The organism is Methanomicrobium sp. (genome assembly GCF_055145805.1).
The window spans coordinates 14,287-32,821 of sequence record NZ_JBSREC010000121.1; the positions used below are offsets into that span (position 1 = coordinate 14,287).

16 protein-coding genes are annotated in these 18,535 nt (G+C 41.1%); 8 read left to right on the forward strand and 8 right to left on the reverse strand.

Annotation, left to right across the window (positions count from 1 at the left end):
- Nucleotides 1-311: 311 nt before the first annotated feature.
- Together ribC and ACTB1O_RS11155 are read right to left on the reverse strand one after the other, a co-directional pair.
- Nucleotides 312-773: a riboflavin synthase gene (ribC, locus tag ACTB1O_RS11150; RefSeq protein WP_462995210.1), complete on the reverse strand. Its 462-nt coding sequence runs from the start codon at nt 771-773 to the stop codon at nt 312-314.
- Between the two features lie 18 nt (nt 774-791).
- Complete coding sequence (locus tag ACTB1O_RS11155; protein WP_462995211.1) at nt 792-1,922, reverse strand: pyridoxal-phosphate-dependent aminotransferase family protein; 1,131 nt, start codon at nt 1,920-1,922, stop codon at nt 792-794.
- Nucleotides 1,923-2,415: 493 nt separating this feature from the next.
- On the opposite strand from ACTB1O_RS11155, the gene ACTB1O_RS11160 reads away from it, so the two are divergent.
- Complete coding sequence (locus ACTB1O_RS11160; RefSeq protein ID WP_462995212.1) at nt 2,416-2,805, forward strand: 5-(carboxyamino)imidazole ribonucleotide mutase; 390 nt, start codon at nt 2,416-2,418, stop codon at nt 2,803-2,805.
- Nucleotides 2,806-2,881: 76 nt separating this feature from the next.
- On the opposite strand, the gene thiC is transcribed toward ACTB1O_RS11160, so the two are convergent.
- Entirely contained in the window at nt 2,882-4,138 is a 1,257-nt protein-coding gene (gene thiC / locus ACTB1O_RS11165) for a phosphomethylpyrimidine synthase ThiC (protein WP_462995213.1), read from the reverse strand.
- A 40-nt stretch (nt 4,139-4,178) separates the two neighbouring features.
- Here thiC and ACTB1O_RS11170 point away from each other — a divergent pair, with 40 nt between their 5' ends.
- The 4 genes from ACTB1O_RS11170 to ACTB1O_RS11185 all read left to right on the forward strand — a co-directional run bounded on the left by ACTB1O_RS11170 (nt 4,179) and on the right by ACTB1O_RS11185 (nt 9,603).
- Nucleotides 4,179-4,784 (forward strand): MBL fold metallo-hydrolase, encoded by a 606-nt coding sequence (locus ACTB1O_RS11170; RefSeq protein WP_462995214.1) that lies wholly within the window; start codon nt 4,179-4,181, stop codon nt 4,782-4,784.
- A 69-nt stretch (nt 4,785-4,853) separates the two neighbouring features.
- Nucleotides 4,854-5,270 carry a GIY-YIG nuclease family protein gene (locus ACTB1O_RS11175; RefSeq protein WP_462995215.1) on the forward strand — a complete coding sequence of 139 codons (417 nt, stop codon included), beginning with the start codon at nt 4,854-4,856 and terminating at the stop codon, nt 5,268-5,270.
- Between the two features lie 64 nt (nt 5,271-5,334).
- Nucleotides 5,335-5,913, forward strand: coding sequence for a flavodoxin family protein (locus ACTB1O_RS11180; RefSeq protein ID WP_462995216.1), 579 nt, complete (start codon nt 5,335-5,337; stop codon nt 5,911-5,913).
- 195 nt (nt 5,914-6,108) lie between these two features.
- Entirely contained in the window at nt 6,109-9,603 is a 3,495-nt protein-coding gene (locus tag ACTB1O_RS11185; RefSeq protein ID WP_462995217.1) for a tetratricopeptide repeat protein, read from the forward strand.
- Nucleotides 9,604-9,684: 81 nt separating this feature from the next.
- Here ACTB1O_RS11185 and ACTB1O_RS11190 read toward each other — a convergent pair whose 3' ends face one another.
- Entirely contained in the window at nt 9,685-10,209 is a 525-nt protein-coding gene (locus ACTB1O_RS11190) for a ribbon-helix-helix domain-containing protein (protein ID WP_462995218.1), read from the reverse strand.
- Nucleotides 10,210-10,599, reverse strand: coding sequence for a tetratricopeptide repeat protein (locus ACTB1O_RS11195; RefSeq protein WP_462995219.1), 390 nt, complete (start codon nt 10,597-10,599; stop codon nt 10,210-10,212).
- Between the two features lie 218 nt (nt 10,600-10,817).
- Between ACTB1O_RS11195 and recQ the strand changes: the two genes are divergently transcribed.
- Nucleotides 10,818-12,971, forward strand: a complete 2,154-nt coding sequence (gene recQ, locus ACTB1O_RS11200; protein WP_462995220.1) for a DNA helicase RecQ — start codon at nt 10,818-10,820, stop codon at nt 12,969-12,971.
- A gap of 72 nt (nt 12,972-13,043) precedes the next feature.
- On the opposite strand, the gene cofH is transcribed toward recQ, so the two are convergent.
- Both cofH and ACTB1O_RS11210 read right to left on the reverse strand, forming a co-directional pair.
- Complete coding sequence (cofH, locus tag ACTB1O_RS11205; RefSeq protein ID WP_462995221.1) at nt 13,044-14,135, reverse strand: 5-amino-6-(D-ribitylamino)uracil--L-tyrosine 4-hydroxyphenyl transferase CofH; 1,092 nt, start codon at nt 14,133-14,135, stop codon at nt 13,044-13,046.
- A complete protein-coding gene (locus ACTB1O_RS11210; protein ID WP_462995222.1) occupies nt 14,132-14,791 on the reverse strand; it encodes a S26 family signal peptidase in 660 nt (219 codons plus the stop codon). The genes cofH and ACTB1O_RS11210 overlap by 4 nt, the downstream gene beginning before the upstream one ends.
- A gap of 127 nt (nt 14,792-14,918) precedes the next feature.
- Between ACTB1O_RS11210 and ACTB1O_RS11215 the strand changes: the two genes are divergently transcribed.
- Together ACTB1O_RS11215 and ACTB1O_RS11220 are read left to right on the forward strand one after the other, a co-directional pair.
- Nucleotides 14,919-15,254 carry a cupin domain-containing protein gene (locus tag ACTB1O_RS11215; RefSeq protein WP_462995223.1) on the forward strand — a complete coding sequence of 112 codons (336 nt, stop codon included), beginning with the start codon at nt 14,919-14,921 and terminating at the stop codon, nt 15,252-15,254.
- Between the two features lie 13 nt (nt 15,255-15,267).
- The gene (locus ACTB1O_RS11220) at nt 15,268-15,534 is read left to right on the forward strand and encodes an NAC family transcription factor (protein ID WP_462995224.1); all 267 of its coding nucleotides are present in this window, start codon (nt 15,268-15,270) and stop codon (nt 15,532-15,534) included.
- A 98-nt stretch (nt 15,535-15,632) separates the two neighbouring features.
- On the opposite strand, the gene ACTB1O_RS11225 is transcribed toward ACTB1O_RS11220, so the two are convergent.
- On the reverse strand, nt 15,633-18,290 hold the full coding sequence (locus ACTB1O_RS11225) for a PAS domain S-box protein (RefSeq protein WP_462995225.1): 2,658 nt from the start codon (nt 18,288-18,290) through the stop codon (nt 15,633-15,635).
- Nucleotides 18,291-18,535 lie beyond the last annotated feature (245 nt).

Consider the following 18,535-nt stretch of genomic DNA (forward strand, 5'->3'; position numbering starts at 1 on the left):
AATATGCTGAGGCAGATTAATATGGGGCCGTAATAGAACAATTTGAATAATCTTTGATTTGAAAAAATCATTTTTTTACCTTTTTTTAGTGATCAGAAATGAGATATCTGTATTATTTAAAAAAAATCTCATTTGGAAAAGCCATGGATTTCAAAAGATCCTGCTGTTGATCACAGCTTATTATATTATTCCCTCTCTCTATATATTATTGGTGTCTATATATTATTAATCTGTGTAACAATTTACAAAAAAGAAGTATCTTTAAAATTCTGCAATTTTTAAAAAGGGATATTTGAGTATTTATGGGTTTATTAACGTCTTGCAGGGCCTGCGTCTTTAAATCCCTGTCTCTGGCCGGTTCCTGCCATTCTTGTCAGCTCGTCCGGACGGAGGATGAGTTTAACCGTGTTCTCGGCATGCTCCCGGGTTCTGCTCTCGGCAAGCCATGCAAGCTCTGCATCGTCTTTTGCCTCATCTTCGTGGACAAATACCTCTATTATATGGGTGTTTGTCATGAGCTGCGCCTTGATAAGTCCCTGTGATGCCTCATGTGCACACATCTTATCCTTTTCAACACCGCCCGGCATCCCGAGCGCCATTACAATGTCACAGCCTCTCTCTTCTATGAGTTTTTTTGCCGCAACAGGGAGATCCTTAACACCCGGAACTGTATATCTTTCAATTGAGACGCTTGCATGACGGCGAAGTTCGTCTGCTGCAATTCCCCCCATATTTACGCGGGCAAATGTCGTGTCCGCAACCCCTACTTTCATAACAGATCAGATGCTCCCTTAGAACTTTAATACATCCGATGCAGCCTGAAGACCGCATCCTTTCTGTCTGTATCCGAGTTCGTTTAGTGTCTTTAGAGTTGCGTTTAATACTGCCATAACTTCCGGTGCACTAACAGCACCCATTGTTCCGATTCTGAAGATCTTTCCTTTAAGTCCGTCCTGTCCGCCGGAGATCTCAATTCCGAGTTTCTTCATTGTGCCGCGGAACTCTGAGTCATCCATGCCCTCCGGGTAGCAGATTGCGGTTGCCGTGTTTGAGTATTCATGGAATTTGTCAGTCTTTGCAAAAAGATCAAGTCCCCATGACCCTGCCGCTGTTCTTACGGCTTCTGCAAGATTCTGGTGTCTGGCAATTCTGTTTTCAAGTCCTTCCTCTTCAACTATTCTGCATGCCTCTCTTAATGCAAAGAAAAGAGGTACTGCCGGGGTGTATGGTGTCTGATTCTTATCGGCACTCTTCCTGTATGCCTCAAGGTCAAGATACATAGGTCTCCATTCCGAGAGGTTCTCCCATGCCTTTTCAGATACGGAAACGGCTGCAAGTCCTGCCGGTGCCGCAATACATTTCTGTGATCCTACTATTGCAACGTCTGCACCCCATTTGTCAGCTTTTACAACATCTCCGCCGATAGAGGTTATTGCGTCCATAATATAGAGGGCATCATACTTTTTGCAGAGCCTTCCGACCTCTTCTGCAGGGTTTTTAATTGCGGCAGATGTCTCGTTGTGGACAAGTGTTACAACTTCGGCGCCGTTTTCAAGCTCACGTTCAAGCTGTTCGAGAGGAAGCGGTGTTCCCCATTCTGACTCAAGTCCTGTGACATTGTCAGAGTATAGTTTGCTTATCTTACAGAGACGGTCGCCGAATTTACCGTTTACAAGTGATACAATCTTCTTTTTTGCGCAGAAGTTTGCTATTGCAGCTTCCATCCCGGCTGTACCTGACCCGGAGAGGATGAGCATATCATTTTCAGTCCCGAACATGGGTTTCAGCATTCTGACAGTGTCCTCAAAGCATTCGCCAAATTCGCTGCCTCTGTGGTTTATTGCCTGTTTGGCCATTGCCAGTCTGACACGCTGCGGCATCGGGACAGGTCCCGGCATCATTAGAAGTGTTTCGTCCTGCATAAAAATCAGTGTATAAGTATTTGTTCGCAGGGGAAATTTATGTTATTGCTTTGAGTATGAATTTTTTAAAATTCAGTCAGTTTTTGAAAATACCGAAGAATATTCTCATCCGGAAAAAATGTGCCCTTAAAAAATGAATTTTTTTACCTGTATCTTTTTTAAATCTTTAGAACAGGGAGATTATACTATCCAGATTCTCAGATAAAAAGGAAAGAAACAGCGAAATAAAGCCAATCCAGTCAAACATTTCAAATATCCTCCATATGTTTTTATGCAGTCTGAAACCACAGCATTCTGCCCGGCACAACTGCACTAAATAAAAGATAATCTCTCTCACTTAAAAGTATTCTTCAACTATCGTTCGGGGGAAACAAATAAGGCGTTATTCTTAATTTATTGAAAGAAAAATCCGGCGAAAGTGCTTTCACTGAAATTTATGCAACCCGGGGACTGCCCGAAAGGATAAATCACCCTGAAAAACAAAGATAACTGTATGGCAGATGTGGCAATAATCGCCGGCTCGGCATCCGATGAGCACATTGTGGAAAAAGTGACATCAGTTCTCTCTGAAAATAAAACAGATTACGATTACAGGGTAATATCGGCGCACAGAAATCCGGATGAACTTGATTCATTTGTGAAATCCTCTGATGCAAAGGTATTCATCTGTATTGCAGGTCTTTCCGCAGCGCTTCCCGGCGTTGTTGCCTCTAAAACAGAAAAACCTGTGATTGGCGTTCCTGTATCAGGCACTCTTATGGGAATGGACGCACTTTTATCAATCGTTCAGATGCCGCGTGGTGTGCCTGTCGCATGCGTTGGTATTGACAACGGTGCAAACGCAGCCCATCTTGCAGTAAGGATACTAAACGCCGGAAAATGAAAATAAAAACAAAAAATGGCTGAAATTCAGCCGGATATTTTTTTAAAATTTTAATTTATATCACAAATTTTTAACATCAGAGACTGTCGCGGACGATTTTCACGGCACAGAGATCGCCGCACATTGAGCATGTCTCAAGATCGCCGTCACGCTCATGTATCTTTTTTGCGTGTTCGCCAAACATCGCAATCGAGTACTGCTTTTCCCAGTCCAGATTCTTTCTTGCTTCAGCCATCGCGGCCTCACCTGTCTCAAACCACTTATTACCAAGTCTTGCGGTATCGCCCACATGTGCGGCAAGCCTTGCAACCCTTGTTCCTTCCCTGATATCACTAACATCAGGAAGTGCAAGATGTTCCGAGGGAGATACCATGCATAAAAAGTCTGCGCCGTTAAGTGCCGCAATTGCTCCTCCGATTGCGCCTGACACATGATCGTATCCCGGGATTATATCGGTCACAAGAGGGCCGAGGAGATAAAGGGGCGCATATCCCGAGAGCTCTTTTATCATTTTAACATTGTATGCAATCTGATCAACAGGGATGTGGCCCGGGCCTTCTATCATTCTCATAACGCCTGCATCAAGGGAGCGCTGTGAAAGTTCCCCGAGGTTTAAGTATTCAACAGTCTTTGCCCTTTTGACAGCGTCCACCATCGCACCGGGGCGCATTCCGTCGCCTAAGGATATTACAACATCCTCTTCTGCAAGTATCTCAAGGAGATAGTCAAACTCCGAGTATAACGGGTTTTCCTCACCTGATGATGCCATCATTGCGGTGTGAAACGCACCGCCCCTTGAGACAACACCCATCACCCGCGGATCTGCCCTTAAGGACTTTAATGTCTCTAAGTTTACGCCGCAGTGAAGTGTCAGGAAATCAACACCCTGTTTACAGTGATCGCGTATCACGTTGAAGAGCAGATCGCCTGTTATATCAAGAGCGCTTCCTGCCCGGCGCACTGCCTCATATATAGGGACTGTGCCGACTGTTGTATTGAATTTTAGTATCTCCTCTCTTATGGCTACAAGATCCCCGCCTGTTGAGAGGTCCATTATGGCATCGGCGCCTTCGTCTATTGCGCATTTTGCCTTTATCATCTCAAGTTCCGGGTCGCATCTTGCACCGGATGTGCCGAGATTGACATTTACCTTAACAGTGCATCCTTCTCCGATTGCACAAAGTTTGTGCTCGCGTCTTCTGTTTGCCGGAACTACTGCTCTGCCACAGGCAATCGCACGTGCCAGTTTTTCAGCATCAATACCTTCATATTCTGCTGCGGAAATTACATTCTCAGGAATGCCGGATTTGCACTCCCTGATGAGAGTCTGCATGGGTAATAATTTAGTACGTGTTTACTAAAAACTACTACCAATGTCAGTTGAGTGGATAAGAGGGGAAGGGTACTATGCAAATTCCTATGTGTGTGGCAGTATTCTTTTTGATGCCGGAGTTATGCCTATGTCTCTGGAGAAATACAGGGATGATATCGACACGATTGTTTTAACCCACTGTCACTATGATCACATTGCACATCTAAAAGAGGCGGCGCATATGTGCGGCGGCGCTGAAATTTGCATACATGAGGCGGATGCGGCAGGGCTTTTGGATGACACTTTGAGCCTTTCCATAATGTTCTCGGAAAGAGGTCCGGGACTGGTACCTGACCGTATCCTAAAGGAAGGTGATATGGTGGGAAAATTTGAGGTTTTACACACACCGGGGCATACTCCCGGAGGCATCTGCCTCTATGACCGGGAGAATAAAAATCTGATATCGGGCGATACCGTATTTACTGACGGAGGTTTCGGTCGTTTTGATTTCCCCGGCGGAAGTCTCTCCTCCCTTAAGAGTTCAGTAAAACGCTTATCAGAACTTGATGTGGAGGGTCTTTATCCGGGACATGGCAATCCTGTCGAAAAAGACGGAATCAGGCACATAAAAGCCGCACTCCGTGCTCTTGAGTTCTCATATTATTAAGTCGGCCAAAAATGGAATTGAGAAATAACGGAGGTTTTGATGTCCCCTCCCGGAATATATTTTTTAGTTTTGCAAAATACTGATACAAAAATCAAAACAGGGGCGCTTGGAAGCGTTCATTTCAGGTCAGGATGGCACATATACACAGGTTCCGCCCTTGGCAATGCAGGGCTTCTGCGGGTCAGGAGGCATTTTAATCTTGCAGAAAAAAGGGACAAAAAACCGCGGTGGCACATAGACTATCTTCTTCTTTCAGAAAACTTTACACTCATATATGCCTTGTTTGCCGAAACCGGAGAAAGACTGGAATGTGAGGCTGCAAAAAAATTAGGGGGCGATGCTGTCGGAGGGTTCGGGTGCAGCGACTGTCTCTGTAATTCTCATCTTTTTTTCAGGGATTATGATCCCTTTGATGAACTGTGTGGGGTTTTTTCCTCTCTTAACCTCAGACCGCAGAGAATTGATGTGGATTTTTGGGAACATTAGTGATTTTTTGTGTTTTTTGTCATCATGCCAAATATTTTTCTAAGAGAAAGCTGAGAATAGAATTATGAAAGTTCTTGGTATCTCCGGAAGTATGAGAAAGAAGGGAAATACTGCAATTCTCATTCAAAAAATACTGGATCACATCGAAAAAGAAGGCTGTTCCGAGTTTGATACTGAATATCTCTCTCTTTCATGTCTGGATATAGGCGCATGCACCGGATGTGAAAAGTGCAAAGAGGATAAATGGTGCATATTAAAGGATGACTGGGATATGGTCGCTGAGAAGATGATTGACTGTGATGTCTTAATCATTGGTTCACCTACTTATTTTTATGATGTCAACGGGCATACCAAAAATCTGATAGACAGAACATATTCTCTTTATCATGACAAAAAACTTGCAGGCAAAAATGCGGTTGTGGTGTCAGTTTGTGCTGATCGCGGGTGTGAACGGACGCTTTCAACTCTTGAAGGTTTTGTGAATACCCATGGATTCTCTTCTCTTGGGTTTATATCAGGAAGGGGATTTAAGGAGGGGGATATACTAAAAGACACCCACGCCATAACAAAATGTGATGATATCGGCGAGAAAATTTTAAAGCTGGTGAGCAATACGCACAGAGACAGTAATAAATTAAATTAAAATTCTGAATTTCAAAAATCCGGCTATTTTTAAATTCAGAAAGATGAAAAATTGTTTTTTTTATCAATCAAAAATCAATTTTTTCTTTTAATTAAAGAAGCTACATATTTAATCTTTTAATTGATAATTACAATTGTAAATTTATATAGAGGTTAATTCCCTATATTTAAAAATCGGTACGGGGTCAGAATTTTTATGGCAGATATATATGTAAAAAGATATTTCGAGGTGGAAGACGGATATCTTGTTCCTGCTGAATATAAATTATGTTTTAACTCCGTTAAAGAAGACTATTTAAAAAGCTTTTTAGGCAAATACAAGGCCTTAAATGTCAAAGCCACAGACGGGGCTTTAGATGTCAGGGTCTCGGAAGACCCTGCTCTGATTCATATTGTTGAAAATGAGATTGAACAGATGCTTATACTTGCAAAGGATTTCGAAGGAAAATGTATGGAATCCGGGGAAGGCAGCCTTTTAAATTCAGAAGAAAATACTGCAATAAATGAAGATATAATAGTTTCAGATGAGTTTCCCGGGGAAGCGCAGGGAGTTTCCTTCACTCCGCCTGCATTCGGGAAGACAGAGCAGGAGGAAACTGTTGAAGAAAATGCTGCAGAGAAAACTCCTGCCTTCTCGCATTTTGTCTCAGAATGCGTAGCTTTTTTCAACCCTGATACAAAAAAAGGAGAAGCTGCAGAGTCTGCGGATGACATTCCTTCAGAAGAGAAATTTACTTTTAATGACGAATCTGAGATGCCGGACGAAGACACTGAAAATGTTCCTGAATGGTCCGCTGACACATTTGAGCCTGATAAAGTTCACGATGAGGAATTTTTCACAAGTGAAGTTTTGGACGAGGAGTCAGTTGACTCTTCTGACTCTGAGATTCCTGATCTTTCTGCTCTTGATTCTTCCCTTGATGCTGAGCTGTCCCCTTTCGGTGATGATTTAGATCTCTCTGACTCTGATATAGAATCTGAGTCTTCTGACTCTTCTGACTCCGGGATTCCTGATCTTTCTGCCCTCGATTCTTCTCTTGAAGATGAGCTTTCGCCTTTCGGTGATGATCTTGTTCTCTCTGACTCTGATATAGAATCTGAGCCTCCTGACTCTTCTGACTCCGGGATCCCTGATCTTTCTGCTCTTGACTCTTCTGTTGAAGATGAGCTATCGCCTTTCGGTGATGATCTTGTTCTCTCTGACTCTGATATAGAATTTGAGTCTCCTGACTCTTCTGACTCCGGGATCCCTGATCTTTCTGCCCTTGACTCTTCCCTTGATGGTGAGCTGTCGCCTTTTGGTGATGATCTTGATCTCTCTGACTCTGATATAGAATCTGAGTCTCCTGACTCTTCTGACTCCGAGATCCCTGATCTTTCTGCTCTTGACTCTTCCCTTGATGCTGAGCTGTCGCCTTTCGGTGATGATTTTGAAATCCCTGATATTGAGGCTGAGGATGATTTAATTTCAGATGTCGAAAGAACAGATCAGGCCCCGGCACCAGAAGAATTGTCTTTTGATGATGAATCTCCGGAACAAATTTCATCTGAAGCTGAGGAGAATCTGCCGGATGAATCCTTATCGCTTAAAAAGGCAGGGGATCTTTATTCAGATGGTGATCTAAACGGTGCTTTAAATGCCCTGAATATAGTTCTCAATATAAATCCGGAAAACAGTGATGCGCTGTTAATGCGGGCAGCAGTCCTCTCTGATGCCGGAAGCTTCAAAGAAGCTTTAATGGATTTTGAAAAGGCAGAGTCTCTGGATGATTTAGAGCCGGAGTATCTCTTTAAGCTTGCAAAAGCTCAGAATGCCTGTGAAAGGCAAAAAGAATCTCTCATAACCTGTGATCATATACTCTCGCTGATTCCTGATCACAGTGAAGCCCTTTTCCTGAAGTTTGACATCCAAAAACTACTTGGAAGAATGCGTGAGGCTCAGTTAACTCTTGAAAAATTAACTGAGGTAAATCCTGATGAATATCGTGTCTGGTATGAAAAGGCTCTTTTGGATGAGAATTCCGGTAAAACCGAGGACGCAATTTATGATTACGATCGCCTTTTAGAGTTAAACGGGGATTTCACCGAAGGCTGGGTGAGAAAAGCGCTTCTCCTTGTAAAACTTGAGCGTCATTTAGAGGCGCTTTTGTGTTATGAGAATCTTGTCGGGAAAAAACCTGAAAATGCAGGACTCTGGTACTCAAAAGGCCTTGTTCACAGAGTTATCGGACAGTTTGACGAGGCTCTTCATGCATTTGAAGTATCTATTGCATTAGATTCAAAAGATCTGGATGCAATGCATGCCAAAGCCCGCGTTCTGGTAGATCTGGACAGATACGATGAAGCAATAGAGGAATACGACCGCATAATTAATGCAGGGTCAAAGGATTATTCGGTTTACTGTGAAGTGGCTGTGATTCAGCAGAAAAAAGGTTTGTATGATGATGCAGTCCGGAATTTCAAAATTGCTTTTTCATACAATCCCGGGAATTTAAAGGCCCTTTTGGGAAAGGCAGAATGTGAAAAGATGGCCGGAAGAATAGATCTGTCGATAGCAGATTATAGAAAACTCGCCGGTCTTGACTCCAAAAATGAGGGTGCATGGTTATCTCTTGGAAGTCTTTATGAGAGTGCAGGCAGGCCTGAAGATGCACTCTCTGCATATAATGCGATTCTGGAACTAAATCCCGGCTCAGAGGACGCTCTGAATGGAAAACTCAGAATTTTAATTAAAACAGGCCGTTACAGTGAGTCACTGCCGCTTTATGATATGTTACTTGTCCGAAATCCCGGTGATGCTTCGCTCATTGCAGGTAAGGGGGCTGTCCTTGCAAAATTAGAGCGTTTTGATGAGGCAGTTGTAGTGTACCGGTCCGCAATAAGAATTGACCCTAAAAATGCTGTAAATATTCTGGATCTTGTTGCGATACTATCTGATATGGGTCTTTATTCCGAAACTATTGTTTACTATGATATGCTCGTCTCCCTTCTTCCGAATGAGCCTGATATACTGATGTCAAAGGGTATGGCACATTACAGTGCAGGACAGAATGAGGCCGCAGTTTCGGTGTTTAAAAGACTCTCTGCTATGCGGCCTGATGATCCTGATGTTCTTCTAAAACTGGGTCTTTCATTAATTAAGCTTGGAAAATCCGATGATGCACTTATGTGCTATCAGAAGACACTGGAGATTGACTCTGAATATGGCAATGTGTGGCTTAAAAGCGGAATTGATCCTACATCGTTTATAAAAAGGAAACCTCCCGCACCTGCAATCGCAAAAGGAACATATAGGGAATTTAAAGAGAATACCTATAAAAAACAGGACGATTCAGCTTTAAAAGGTCCTGTGTTGAAATCTGATGCAGAAATTAAAATAAATGCACCTGAAGAGAAACCAAAATCTCAAAGGCCGACGGAAAGCCAGCTTTATGACTCTGAATATCTCTACAAAAAAGGATTATCACTCACAAAGCACGGATATTACGATGCCGCAATAAAATGTTTTGACAGGGCTTTCTCTCTCAAACCTGAAAATGTGATTTACATATTCTCTCTGGGAATTGTATATGGAAAAACCGGCGAATACGAGAAGGCAATAGAATGCTTTGATAAAGTTCTTGAGACTGAACCGCGTCATGAGGGTGCCAAAAAAGGGAAGAATATGGCGTTAAAAAGCCTTTATAAATGATTTTTAACACCAGATGAAACAATTATAAAAAAATCCTGAAAAAAACAGGATGAATAATATATCTGAAAAAGAGGATTTTTTTTATTTCCAGAATTTCCATCTGGATTTTTGAACTATATCTCTGTCATCTTCATGGGAATTATCATCCCCGTTTCCGCTCTTAAGTGCCGGCTTTATTGCTGACTGGAGTGCCGCACTATGAGCTGCTGCCTGTGCCTGAAGGTGTTCTATCATCTGGGTTAAGTCTTTAATTCTTTCATCCTTGGAAGAGGCTATCTGATCTGTTGTTGTAATGCTCATCGCCTCAATTCTTGAAATGCTCTCTTTCATATCCTCGATACGCTGATCTTTTTCAGAGATTAGTCTGGTGTATGCTTCCCGAAGTTCTTTCTGTGCTTTAACCTCTTCTTTCAGATTCAGTATCTCAGTTTTAAGTGCCTCAGTTTTCTTTTCATTTTCTTTTTCAGAAAAATCAGGGTTTTTTTCTGTATTAAGATATTCTTTGCATGCCATCTTTACCAGATCGGCTTTTTTAAGATCCATTTTTTCAGCAGCATTCTCAATCTCTGCAGCGAGTTCATCATCAAAAGTTACAGTAGTTCTCATTTAAATCCCCTTTTTGGTTTCATCTGTTTTTTCCATTTCAGTCGAAATGTTTTTGTTGATATTAATTCCCGGATTTCCCGGTTTCATGTCAAGAGCATTTTTGAAGCATTCTTTCGCTTCATCGAATCGCTTTAAGGCAGAAAGGGCAACACCCTTATTGTTTAAGGCTGCGGCGTTGTCGGGGTTTATCCCGAGAGATTTGTTAAAACTTAATACTGCATCCTGAAGCCTTTTTGAATGAACAAGTGCAATTCCCTGTCTGAACCATATAAGAGCATCTTCATCTTCCATGGAAATAGCTTTATCAAAGCAGTAGAGGGCTTTCTCATGCAGATTTGCATTACAGAGTGAAACTCCTTTATTGTACCAGTAACTGACGCCCACTTTCATACTATCTCCTGCCGGGCTTCCTGCTGAAATTTCGGCTTACAGGAATCCTGAATAAATATTCTATCAATGTTAGCTTTGATATAAACATCTATCCGGCTTTATATATCGTTGATATTCCTATGGCATATAATTTATCCGTTTTCATCGGAATTTCACTGATCAGATTATTTAGTCTTCTTTTTCCATAATCAGATACATAATATTCATAACTGAATTTCATGTATAAAATTCCCGGCGACTCTGTATCAAAAAACATTCAGGCAGAGAAGGCACTCTTAAAATATTTCGGATATTCATCTTTCTATCCCTATCAGGAGGAGATAATCGCTTCTGTAATGAAAGGAGGGGATGTTCTGGCAGTGATTGCAACCGGCGGCGGAAAATCCGTATGTTATCAGCTTCCCGCAATATTAAGGGACGGAGTGGGAGTTGTCATATCACCCCTTATATCTCTTATGAAGGATCAGGTGGACTCTCTTGTTACAGCGGGTGTCTCTGCGGGTTTTTTAAACAGTACACAGGACTATTCTGAATATTCAAAAACGACAAAATCGATGTTAAACGGTTCTCTTGATATCGTTTACGTATCTCCGGAAAGGGCAGTTACACCTGCATTTATCTCAACTCTTAAGAGGTGCAAAGTATCCGTTCTTGCTGTTGACGAGGCGCACTGCATCTCACAGTGGGGGCATGAATTCCGGACTGAATACAGGAGACTAAACACCCTCAAAAAGGAATTTCCGGGCGTTCCTGTAATTGCACTGACCGCAACCGCAACTCCTGTTGTAAGGTCGGATATCGCAAAACAGCTGAAATTAAATGATCCTCTGATTTATGTAGGGAGTTTTTTCAGAAAAAATCTAAAATACAGCGTTCTCCCAAAAAAAGATGCACTGGGGCAGATCCTTGGTTATATCAAGAAGAGACGAAAGGATGATTCCGGAATCATCTATTGCCAGAGCAGAAAGAGCGTTGAGGACATTTCAAAAAAATTAAATTCTGCCGGAATATATGCCCTTCCCTATCATGCCGGACTTTCAAAAACTGCACGTGAAAAGACACAGGACAAGTTCATAAAAGACAATGTGCCTGTGATTGTTGCAACTGTTGCTTTTGGTATGGGAATAAACAAACCTGATGTAAGGTATGTAATCCACTATGATCTGCCTGCAAGTCTTGAAAATTTCTATCAGGAGACCGGAAGGGCCGGACGTGACGGGCTTCTTTCAGACTGTATACTTTTCTATACAAGGGCAGACCGGGCAAAAATAGATTATTTCATCTCAAGAATGGACAGCGGCAAACAGAAAGCAGTCGCAACAAAGAAGCTTGACGCAATGACTGATTTTTGTGAAAGTCGCTCCTGCCGTGTAAAAATATATCTGGATTATTTCGGGGAGGATACAAAAGGGTTTGAGTGCGGGGAATGCGACAACTGCCTTAATCCTTCTGAATCATTTGACGGCACAGAGATTGCAAAAACGGCTATAAAATGCATAGACTCTCTTGAGGTATCCTTTGGTATAGGATATGTTGCAGACGTACTGCGGGGTTCAAAAAGTAAAAAGATAAAGGAAAGAGGCCATGAAAAATCCCCATATTTTGGAAAAGGAAAGGAAATTTCAAAGGATGAATGGGAGTCTTACATTAAGGAGACAGTCCGGTCCGGCTTTTTAACAAGGGAAGGCGGCAGATATCCTGTTGTCCTCCTAAATGAGAAGAGTATGGATGTTCTTTCCGGAAAGTCCCGTGTGACGCTTACAAAATGCCGTGGAAAAATCACAAAAAAAGCAGAAAAATCCGCAAAATCAGGCGAATCAAGGCCGCAGATTCATGACAGTGAGCTTTATGAGAGGCTAAAGAAACTCCGGAAGAAGATTGCGGATGAGAGGGGAATTCCGCCTTACATGGTTTTATCAATTGCCTCGCTTGCAGAATTATCATCACGCCTTCCGAAAACAAGGGATGAATTATTGCTTGTGAAAGGGATAGGCGAGCATAAAGCAGATGATTTCGGCTCTCTTTTCCTCAAAGAGATAGCTTTCAAAAAAGAAGAAATTCCTGAAAAAAATGATGAAAGCAGCTCTGATATAACATACAAAATGTACTGTGAGGGTTTAACAGTAAACCAGATTGCAAAAAAAAGAGAGCTTAACTCTGATATTGTCTCTGTTCATCTTGAAGAAAAGATAAAGGCCGGTTACGGGATTGATATCTTTGATCTGGTATCACCTGATAAACAGGAGTACATAATATCATTAATCAGAGAATTTGGCGATATTTCAATAAAGGATATTGGTAAGCTTTCAGACGGCAGGGTAACATTTAGTGAAATCCGGTTTGTAAAGGCATTTTATGACAGAGATAAATAATATTGATTCCTGCTTAAAAATGCGGTTCAGTTTCAGATAGAGTCTAAATGAGGCCAAAATAAGATATTATTGTTAAATTAATTCATATTTTGTTGTTCTCTGTCTGAGTGTTCTTCCGATATCCTCAGCAATTCTTTTCATCTCTTCAGGGTTGAAGAAGTCCGATCCCTCGCCGCCTGCATCAGTTGAAACTTCGTCTGCAAACATTGTTCCGCCTAAGTCGTTCCCGCCGGCAAGAAGTCCAAGCTGGGTGAATTTAAGACCCACTTTTCCCCATGAGATCTGAATATTGTCAAAGTTATCCAGAAACAGGCGTGATACTGCAAAGAAGAGAAGATCAGATCTTCCTGTCGCACCTGCGGGGGCTAAGCCTCTTTCATAGAGTCTTGTGTTCTGATGGAGGTAGGGAAGTGGAACCAGTTCTGTAAAACCGCCTGTTTCATCCTGTATGTCCCTTAAAACTCCCAGGTGCTCAGCCCTGTCTTTTTCTGTATCAACAGATCCGTACATTATTGTGGATGTTGATTTCAGACCGAGGGAATGTGCTTCTTTTATTATTCTGACCCATTCAGCAGTGGATATTTTTGAAGGGCAGATTACCTTCCTTACATCATCAACAAGTATCTCGGCAGCTGTGCCCTGAAGAGTGCCAAGACCTGCGGAAATCATCCTTTCAAGAACGTCTTTTGTGCTGATTCCACTCATTTTTGCTGCATGATATACCTCATCGGGACTCATAGTGTGAATATCCACATCAGGTGCTTCTTCTATTATGCACCTTAGGATATCCTCATAGCTTTCGACATTAAAATCCGGATGAACGCCTGAAAGAAGGCAGATCTCTGTAACATTTCTCTCCTTTGCAAGCGCTGCACTGTTTTTTATTGACTCTTTATCGAAGAGATATGCATCCTTGTCTGATTTTGGTTTTCCGAATGCACAGAAATTGCACAGATTCCTGCATATGTTTGTTACATGGACGTTCTGGTTTCTGACGTATGTTACAATGTCCCCTGCCCGTCTTTCACGCATCGTGTCAGCTGCTTTTGCAACATCCCAGATTCGCCTGTCGTTTATCTTCATCAGGCTTTCAGCTTCGCCAGTTGTCATCCTGTGTCCGTTTAAGAGATCGTCTAAGAGTGTTTTGAGGTCGTTGTCGTTCATTTATTCTTCTCCTCACGCCTTCTTAAGTAGAGTTCGTGAATTATCATGATTGCAATCAGAATTATGGCAAATTCAAAGAGATGAAGGGGTGCGTATCCAATGAGTGGTATTGAAAACAGGGCTTTTCCGACAACCCATTCCTCTTTTACAGGTTTTATTGCACCAACACCTGCAATGCCGGAAAGCTGGTCGTAAACCTGGTTGTTGTCACCTTTTGTAATGTATCCGTTGTTTGGTTCTCCTTCATACCATTCAACGGCGCGGTGTATTATCGGGTGAACATTTTCATTTCCGTTTGGCCTGTAGATTATTACATCGCCGAAAACAGTGTTTCCCTGTTTGTCAGGTTTATTGTTGAACTTCCCATATCCGGTTACTAAGCCTTTCTGCCAGGTTGAAAGTTCTCCGAATCTGTCGGGTGCGACTATGAATACAAGGTCTCCCTTATTCATGTTTGGCACCATACTCTCTGATTCAACTGCAACAACAGCAGGCCATGTGCCTGATATTAAAAGAAGCAGAAGTGCAATTACGCCGACAGCACACAATACCCCTGCAATATCACGAATGAATCCAATCTTTGGATCACTGGTTTTTAAGAATTTTTTCAGGGGATTTATTTTCTCTTTTTGCCCTGTCTTTTTTGCATTTTTCATGTTATCGTGATCTTAGGTTTGTTTTACAGAATAGAAAGGTTTTGCAGATTTTAATTACTGCCTTAAAAGCAGGATATAAAAGCCGGCTAAATATGATGATATAGGATAAATGCCTAAGTGCTTATTTATGAGCGATGAAAAAAGGGCGGAATTAAAGGGAAAGGTTCTGGATTTAAAGAGTCTTGTCGATTATCAGGACGGATCAGTTGCAAGCAGGATGATTGTAAACCGAAATTCCGGCAGCATCACAATATTTTCATTCGATGAAAATGAGGGTCTTTCAGAACATACAGCTCCTTATGACGCTGTTGTCACAATACTTGACGGTGAATGTGAGGTCTGGGTCGCAGGTGAGACATTTTCAATGAAGGAGGCAGATACCATAATTTTTCCGGCAAATGCCCCTCATGCACTCTCTGCTGTTACAAGGTTTAAGATGATGCTTACAATGATAAAGGGTTAGCTGGCAGGCATTTATGACTGAAAAAGAAGGAGATTACTGCACAATATGTGGTGGTATTGTACCTGAAGGGAATGATATTAAAAAAATTATTGTCGAAGGAAAAGAGGTGGGGATAAATAAACTGGATTTCATTCTGGATGATGTAAAAAAGCTGAACCTGTCATCTGTTCCTGCAATAAAAGAAGAGCTCATAAAAAGGGCGTGTGTATTAAATTACATTCCGTCCAAGAAAAAAGATGCGTACTCCGAATCTCTCCTAAAGGAGTATCAAAAGCTTTGATCTTTTTATTGAGGTACGGGTATTTTTTAAACCGCAGTAAAATACCTCTGAATGCGGCTTCAGGAAATATATATTCCTTATATTTTTTTAAAAATCCTTCAGTCAACACCATAATGTCTTCTGAGAAACTCTCTTATCTTATGTGATTCCAGCCAGCCTCTGTCAAGCTCAGTTATTATATCATCAATTTCTTTTACCTGCTGCAGGAGTAATTCCGATGTATTTCTATCTTCTTCAAGCGAGAGGTATCCGGCAATTACTGACAGAGGGTTTCTGACTTTGTCATTTAAGGCAGCCATCTGAAGCAGATTTTTTTCAATCTGCATCAGTGCTTCTGCTTCTCTTCTTTTGGTCTCCTTATCTTCTGAAATGTCTCTTACAAGAGACATGATATATTTTTCACCGGCAATATCTATCATCCTCGCTTTAACAAAAACAGGGAAAACAGAACCGTCCTTTCTGACATGTTCGCCCTCAAAATCTATTGAACCAAATTTTTTAAGGTCTTTAACTCTCTTTATGTCATCTTTTCTGATTACAGGCGTGTTTATATCAGCTACAGTCATCTCAAGGAGTTCATCCCGCGTATAACCGAGACGCTGGCAGGCTGTGTCGTTTACCTCAACAAAATTTCCTCTTTGATTGTTCTTCATCACTTTATGCAGAAAAACCGCTTCGGAAACGTTGTTGAATAGCTCCCTGTATTTTACCTCTTTCTCTAAAATCTCATATTCATCTCTCTTTTTTTGGGTTATATCGCTGGAATTTGCTATTTCAAATTCTTCTCCTTTGTAATTAAGGTAATAGCTAATGACCTCTACAGGAAATATCCGGCCGTCTTTAGCCTTATGGAGGGTTTCTATTTTTAGAACCTTTTCTTTTTTAAGGTTCCTCCATAAAGATTTCCTCTCAGATATGGGATAATTGGGATCCACATCAGCTACGCCCAGTTTTAAAAGCTCTCCTTTAGAATATCCATGTTCTTTACAGGCATTTTCATTGACATAATAAAAGGATCCGTCGGGTTTTATCCAGAATATTGATGTGGGTGATTTGTCTACTGAAAAACTTGTTAGCCTAAGAATCTCTTCCTGCTTTTTATTCTTTGTTATATCCCTTATTGTGCATATCATTCCTGAGAATGTATTTTCTTTTATTATCGGGACCAGCCAGCCTGCCTGCCAGGTGGGTTTGTGTGCAGGTGTGACCACAAATGCTTCATAATAAACATTTTTAAGTGTTTTTCTGGCCTGATTGTAATATTTTATGAATTCGTTGACTGTCCCTGTATCAAAATCATTTGGGACGGATTTTCCTTTTAAAAACTCCGTATCGACACCTGAAATCTCAGCAATGGAAGAATTGGCATATATTATTACATCATTACAATCTGTTATCCAGATACCGTCAGGTATGTTTTCTATAATATTTTCGTAGAATTTTTTCTGCTCAGATATTTTTATCTCTTTAGTTATCCTGTCAGTAATATCTATGTGATTTCCTATCAACCGCAAGGCATTGCCGCCTTTATCCCTGTCGGTAACTTTTGCAGAAGCCTGAATCCATTTGTATCCCCCGTCTTTTGTTTTTAAACGGAATTCGTTCTCATAATTGTCAGGTTTGGTTTCAAGATATTTTTCAGCTGTTTCTAGTGCTTTTTCCCTGTCTTCAGGATAAATGAGAGATACCCATGATTCGTAATTCGCCGGAAATTCAAAAGGCTCATACCCCAGCATTGTATAATATCCGGAATTAAACTCCAGCTCGCCAGTTGATAAATTCCATTTCCAAATACCGTCTGTTGTGGCATTAAGTGTTAAAATGAGCTCTTTTTCAAGAATTTTTCGTTCTGAGATATCACGGACGACAGCAAGAGCAACATTCTCCCCTTCCAGCACAAAATTATGAACAGATATTTCAACAGGTATTTTTTCTCCGTTTTTTGCTAGATGTATCCATTCAAAAACAAAATTTTTTTCCTTATTTAGTTTATTGATAATCTGTAACAGGTCACCCTCATAGTCCGGATCATTTAAATCCTGGACGCTTTTTTTGAGGAATTCTTCGCGGGTATAACCCATTTTAATACATGCTGTTTCATTTACTTCAAGAATTCGTCCGGGGAATCCATCATCTTTTGTCTCGTGAAGATAGATCATGTCGTTTGCAGAGTCGAAGAGTTTCTGATATTTTTTCTTATTCTCCTCAATTAAAGCAAATGCCTGTAATCTTTCCCTTTCCTTTTCTATTGATGATATTGCGTATCCGAGATCTCCGGCCATCTCGGTGAAAAGATCTATCTCTTCTTCAACGGACTCAAAAATTGCAGAAGTTGATACTGTTATTATGCCGTAATTTTTTTCGTTATAACTTATGGCGGCGGTCATTGCAGACCGTCCCTTATACTTGTCTGAGAGAACGCAGTCTCTGCATTCTGATGAGGGATCTTTTATTAAGACGACTTCGCCGGTTTTAATGGCTTTCTTTGCGCAGTTTGATATTTTTTTATTTATAATGGACTTTTTCAGTTCATCAAAATCTTTTCCCAGCCCTTTTTCTGCAAATATATAACCGCTTTTATCGTCGGGAAAAAGAGCAATCCATGCGCTAAAGTAGCCCTGATCACGAACAAGGATCCCGCATGCTTTTGTTATGAGCGAAGTGAGATCCTTTTCATGAACTATCAACTGGTTTATATCGCGTATTGATCTTAAAATCTTATTCAGGTGCCTTAATTTTTCATCAGAGTTGTCCATTGATTGTTTTCACCCGGGCTTAGTTTGCATTTTTAATTAATCCTGAAATATTTTCATGACATTTCCGGTTTCATCTGATTATTATTATTTAATATTTAAATTTTAGCTTTGACTTTTAATTAAAGCTAACAATACTTTTTGTAGTATATATAAATAGTCTTCCGTCGTTCAGGGAGGAATCGGGAGTCTGTTTTAAGTAAAACACGGGAAAAAAGGCATTTATCAATTTAGGTTGTGCTAAAGGC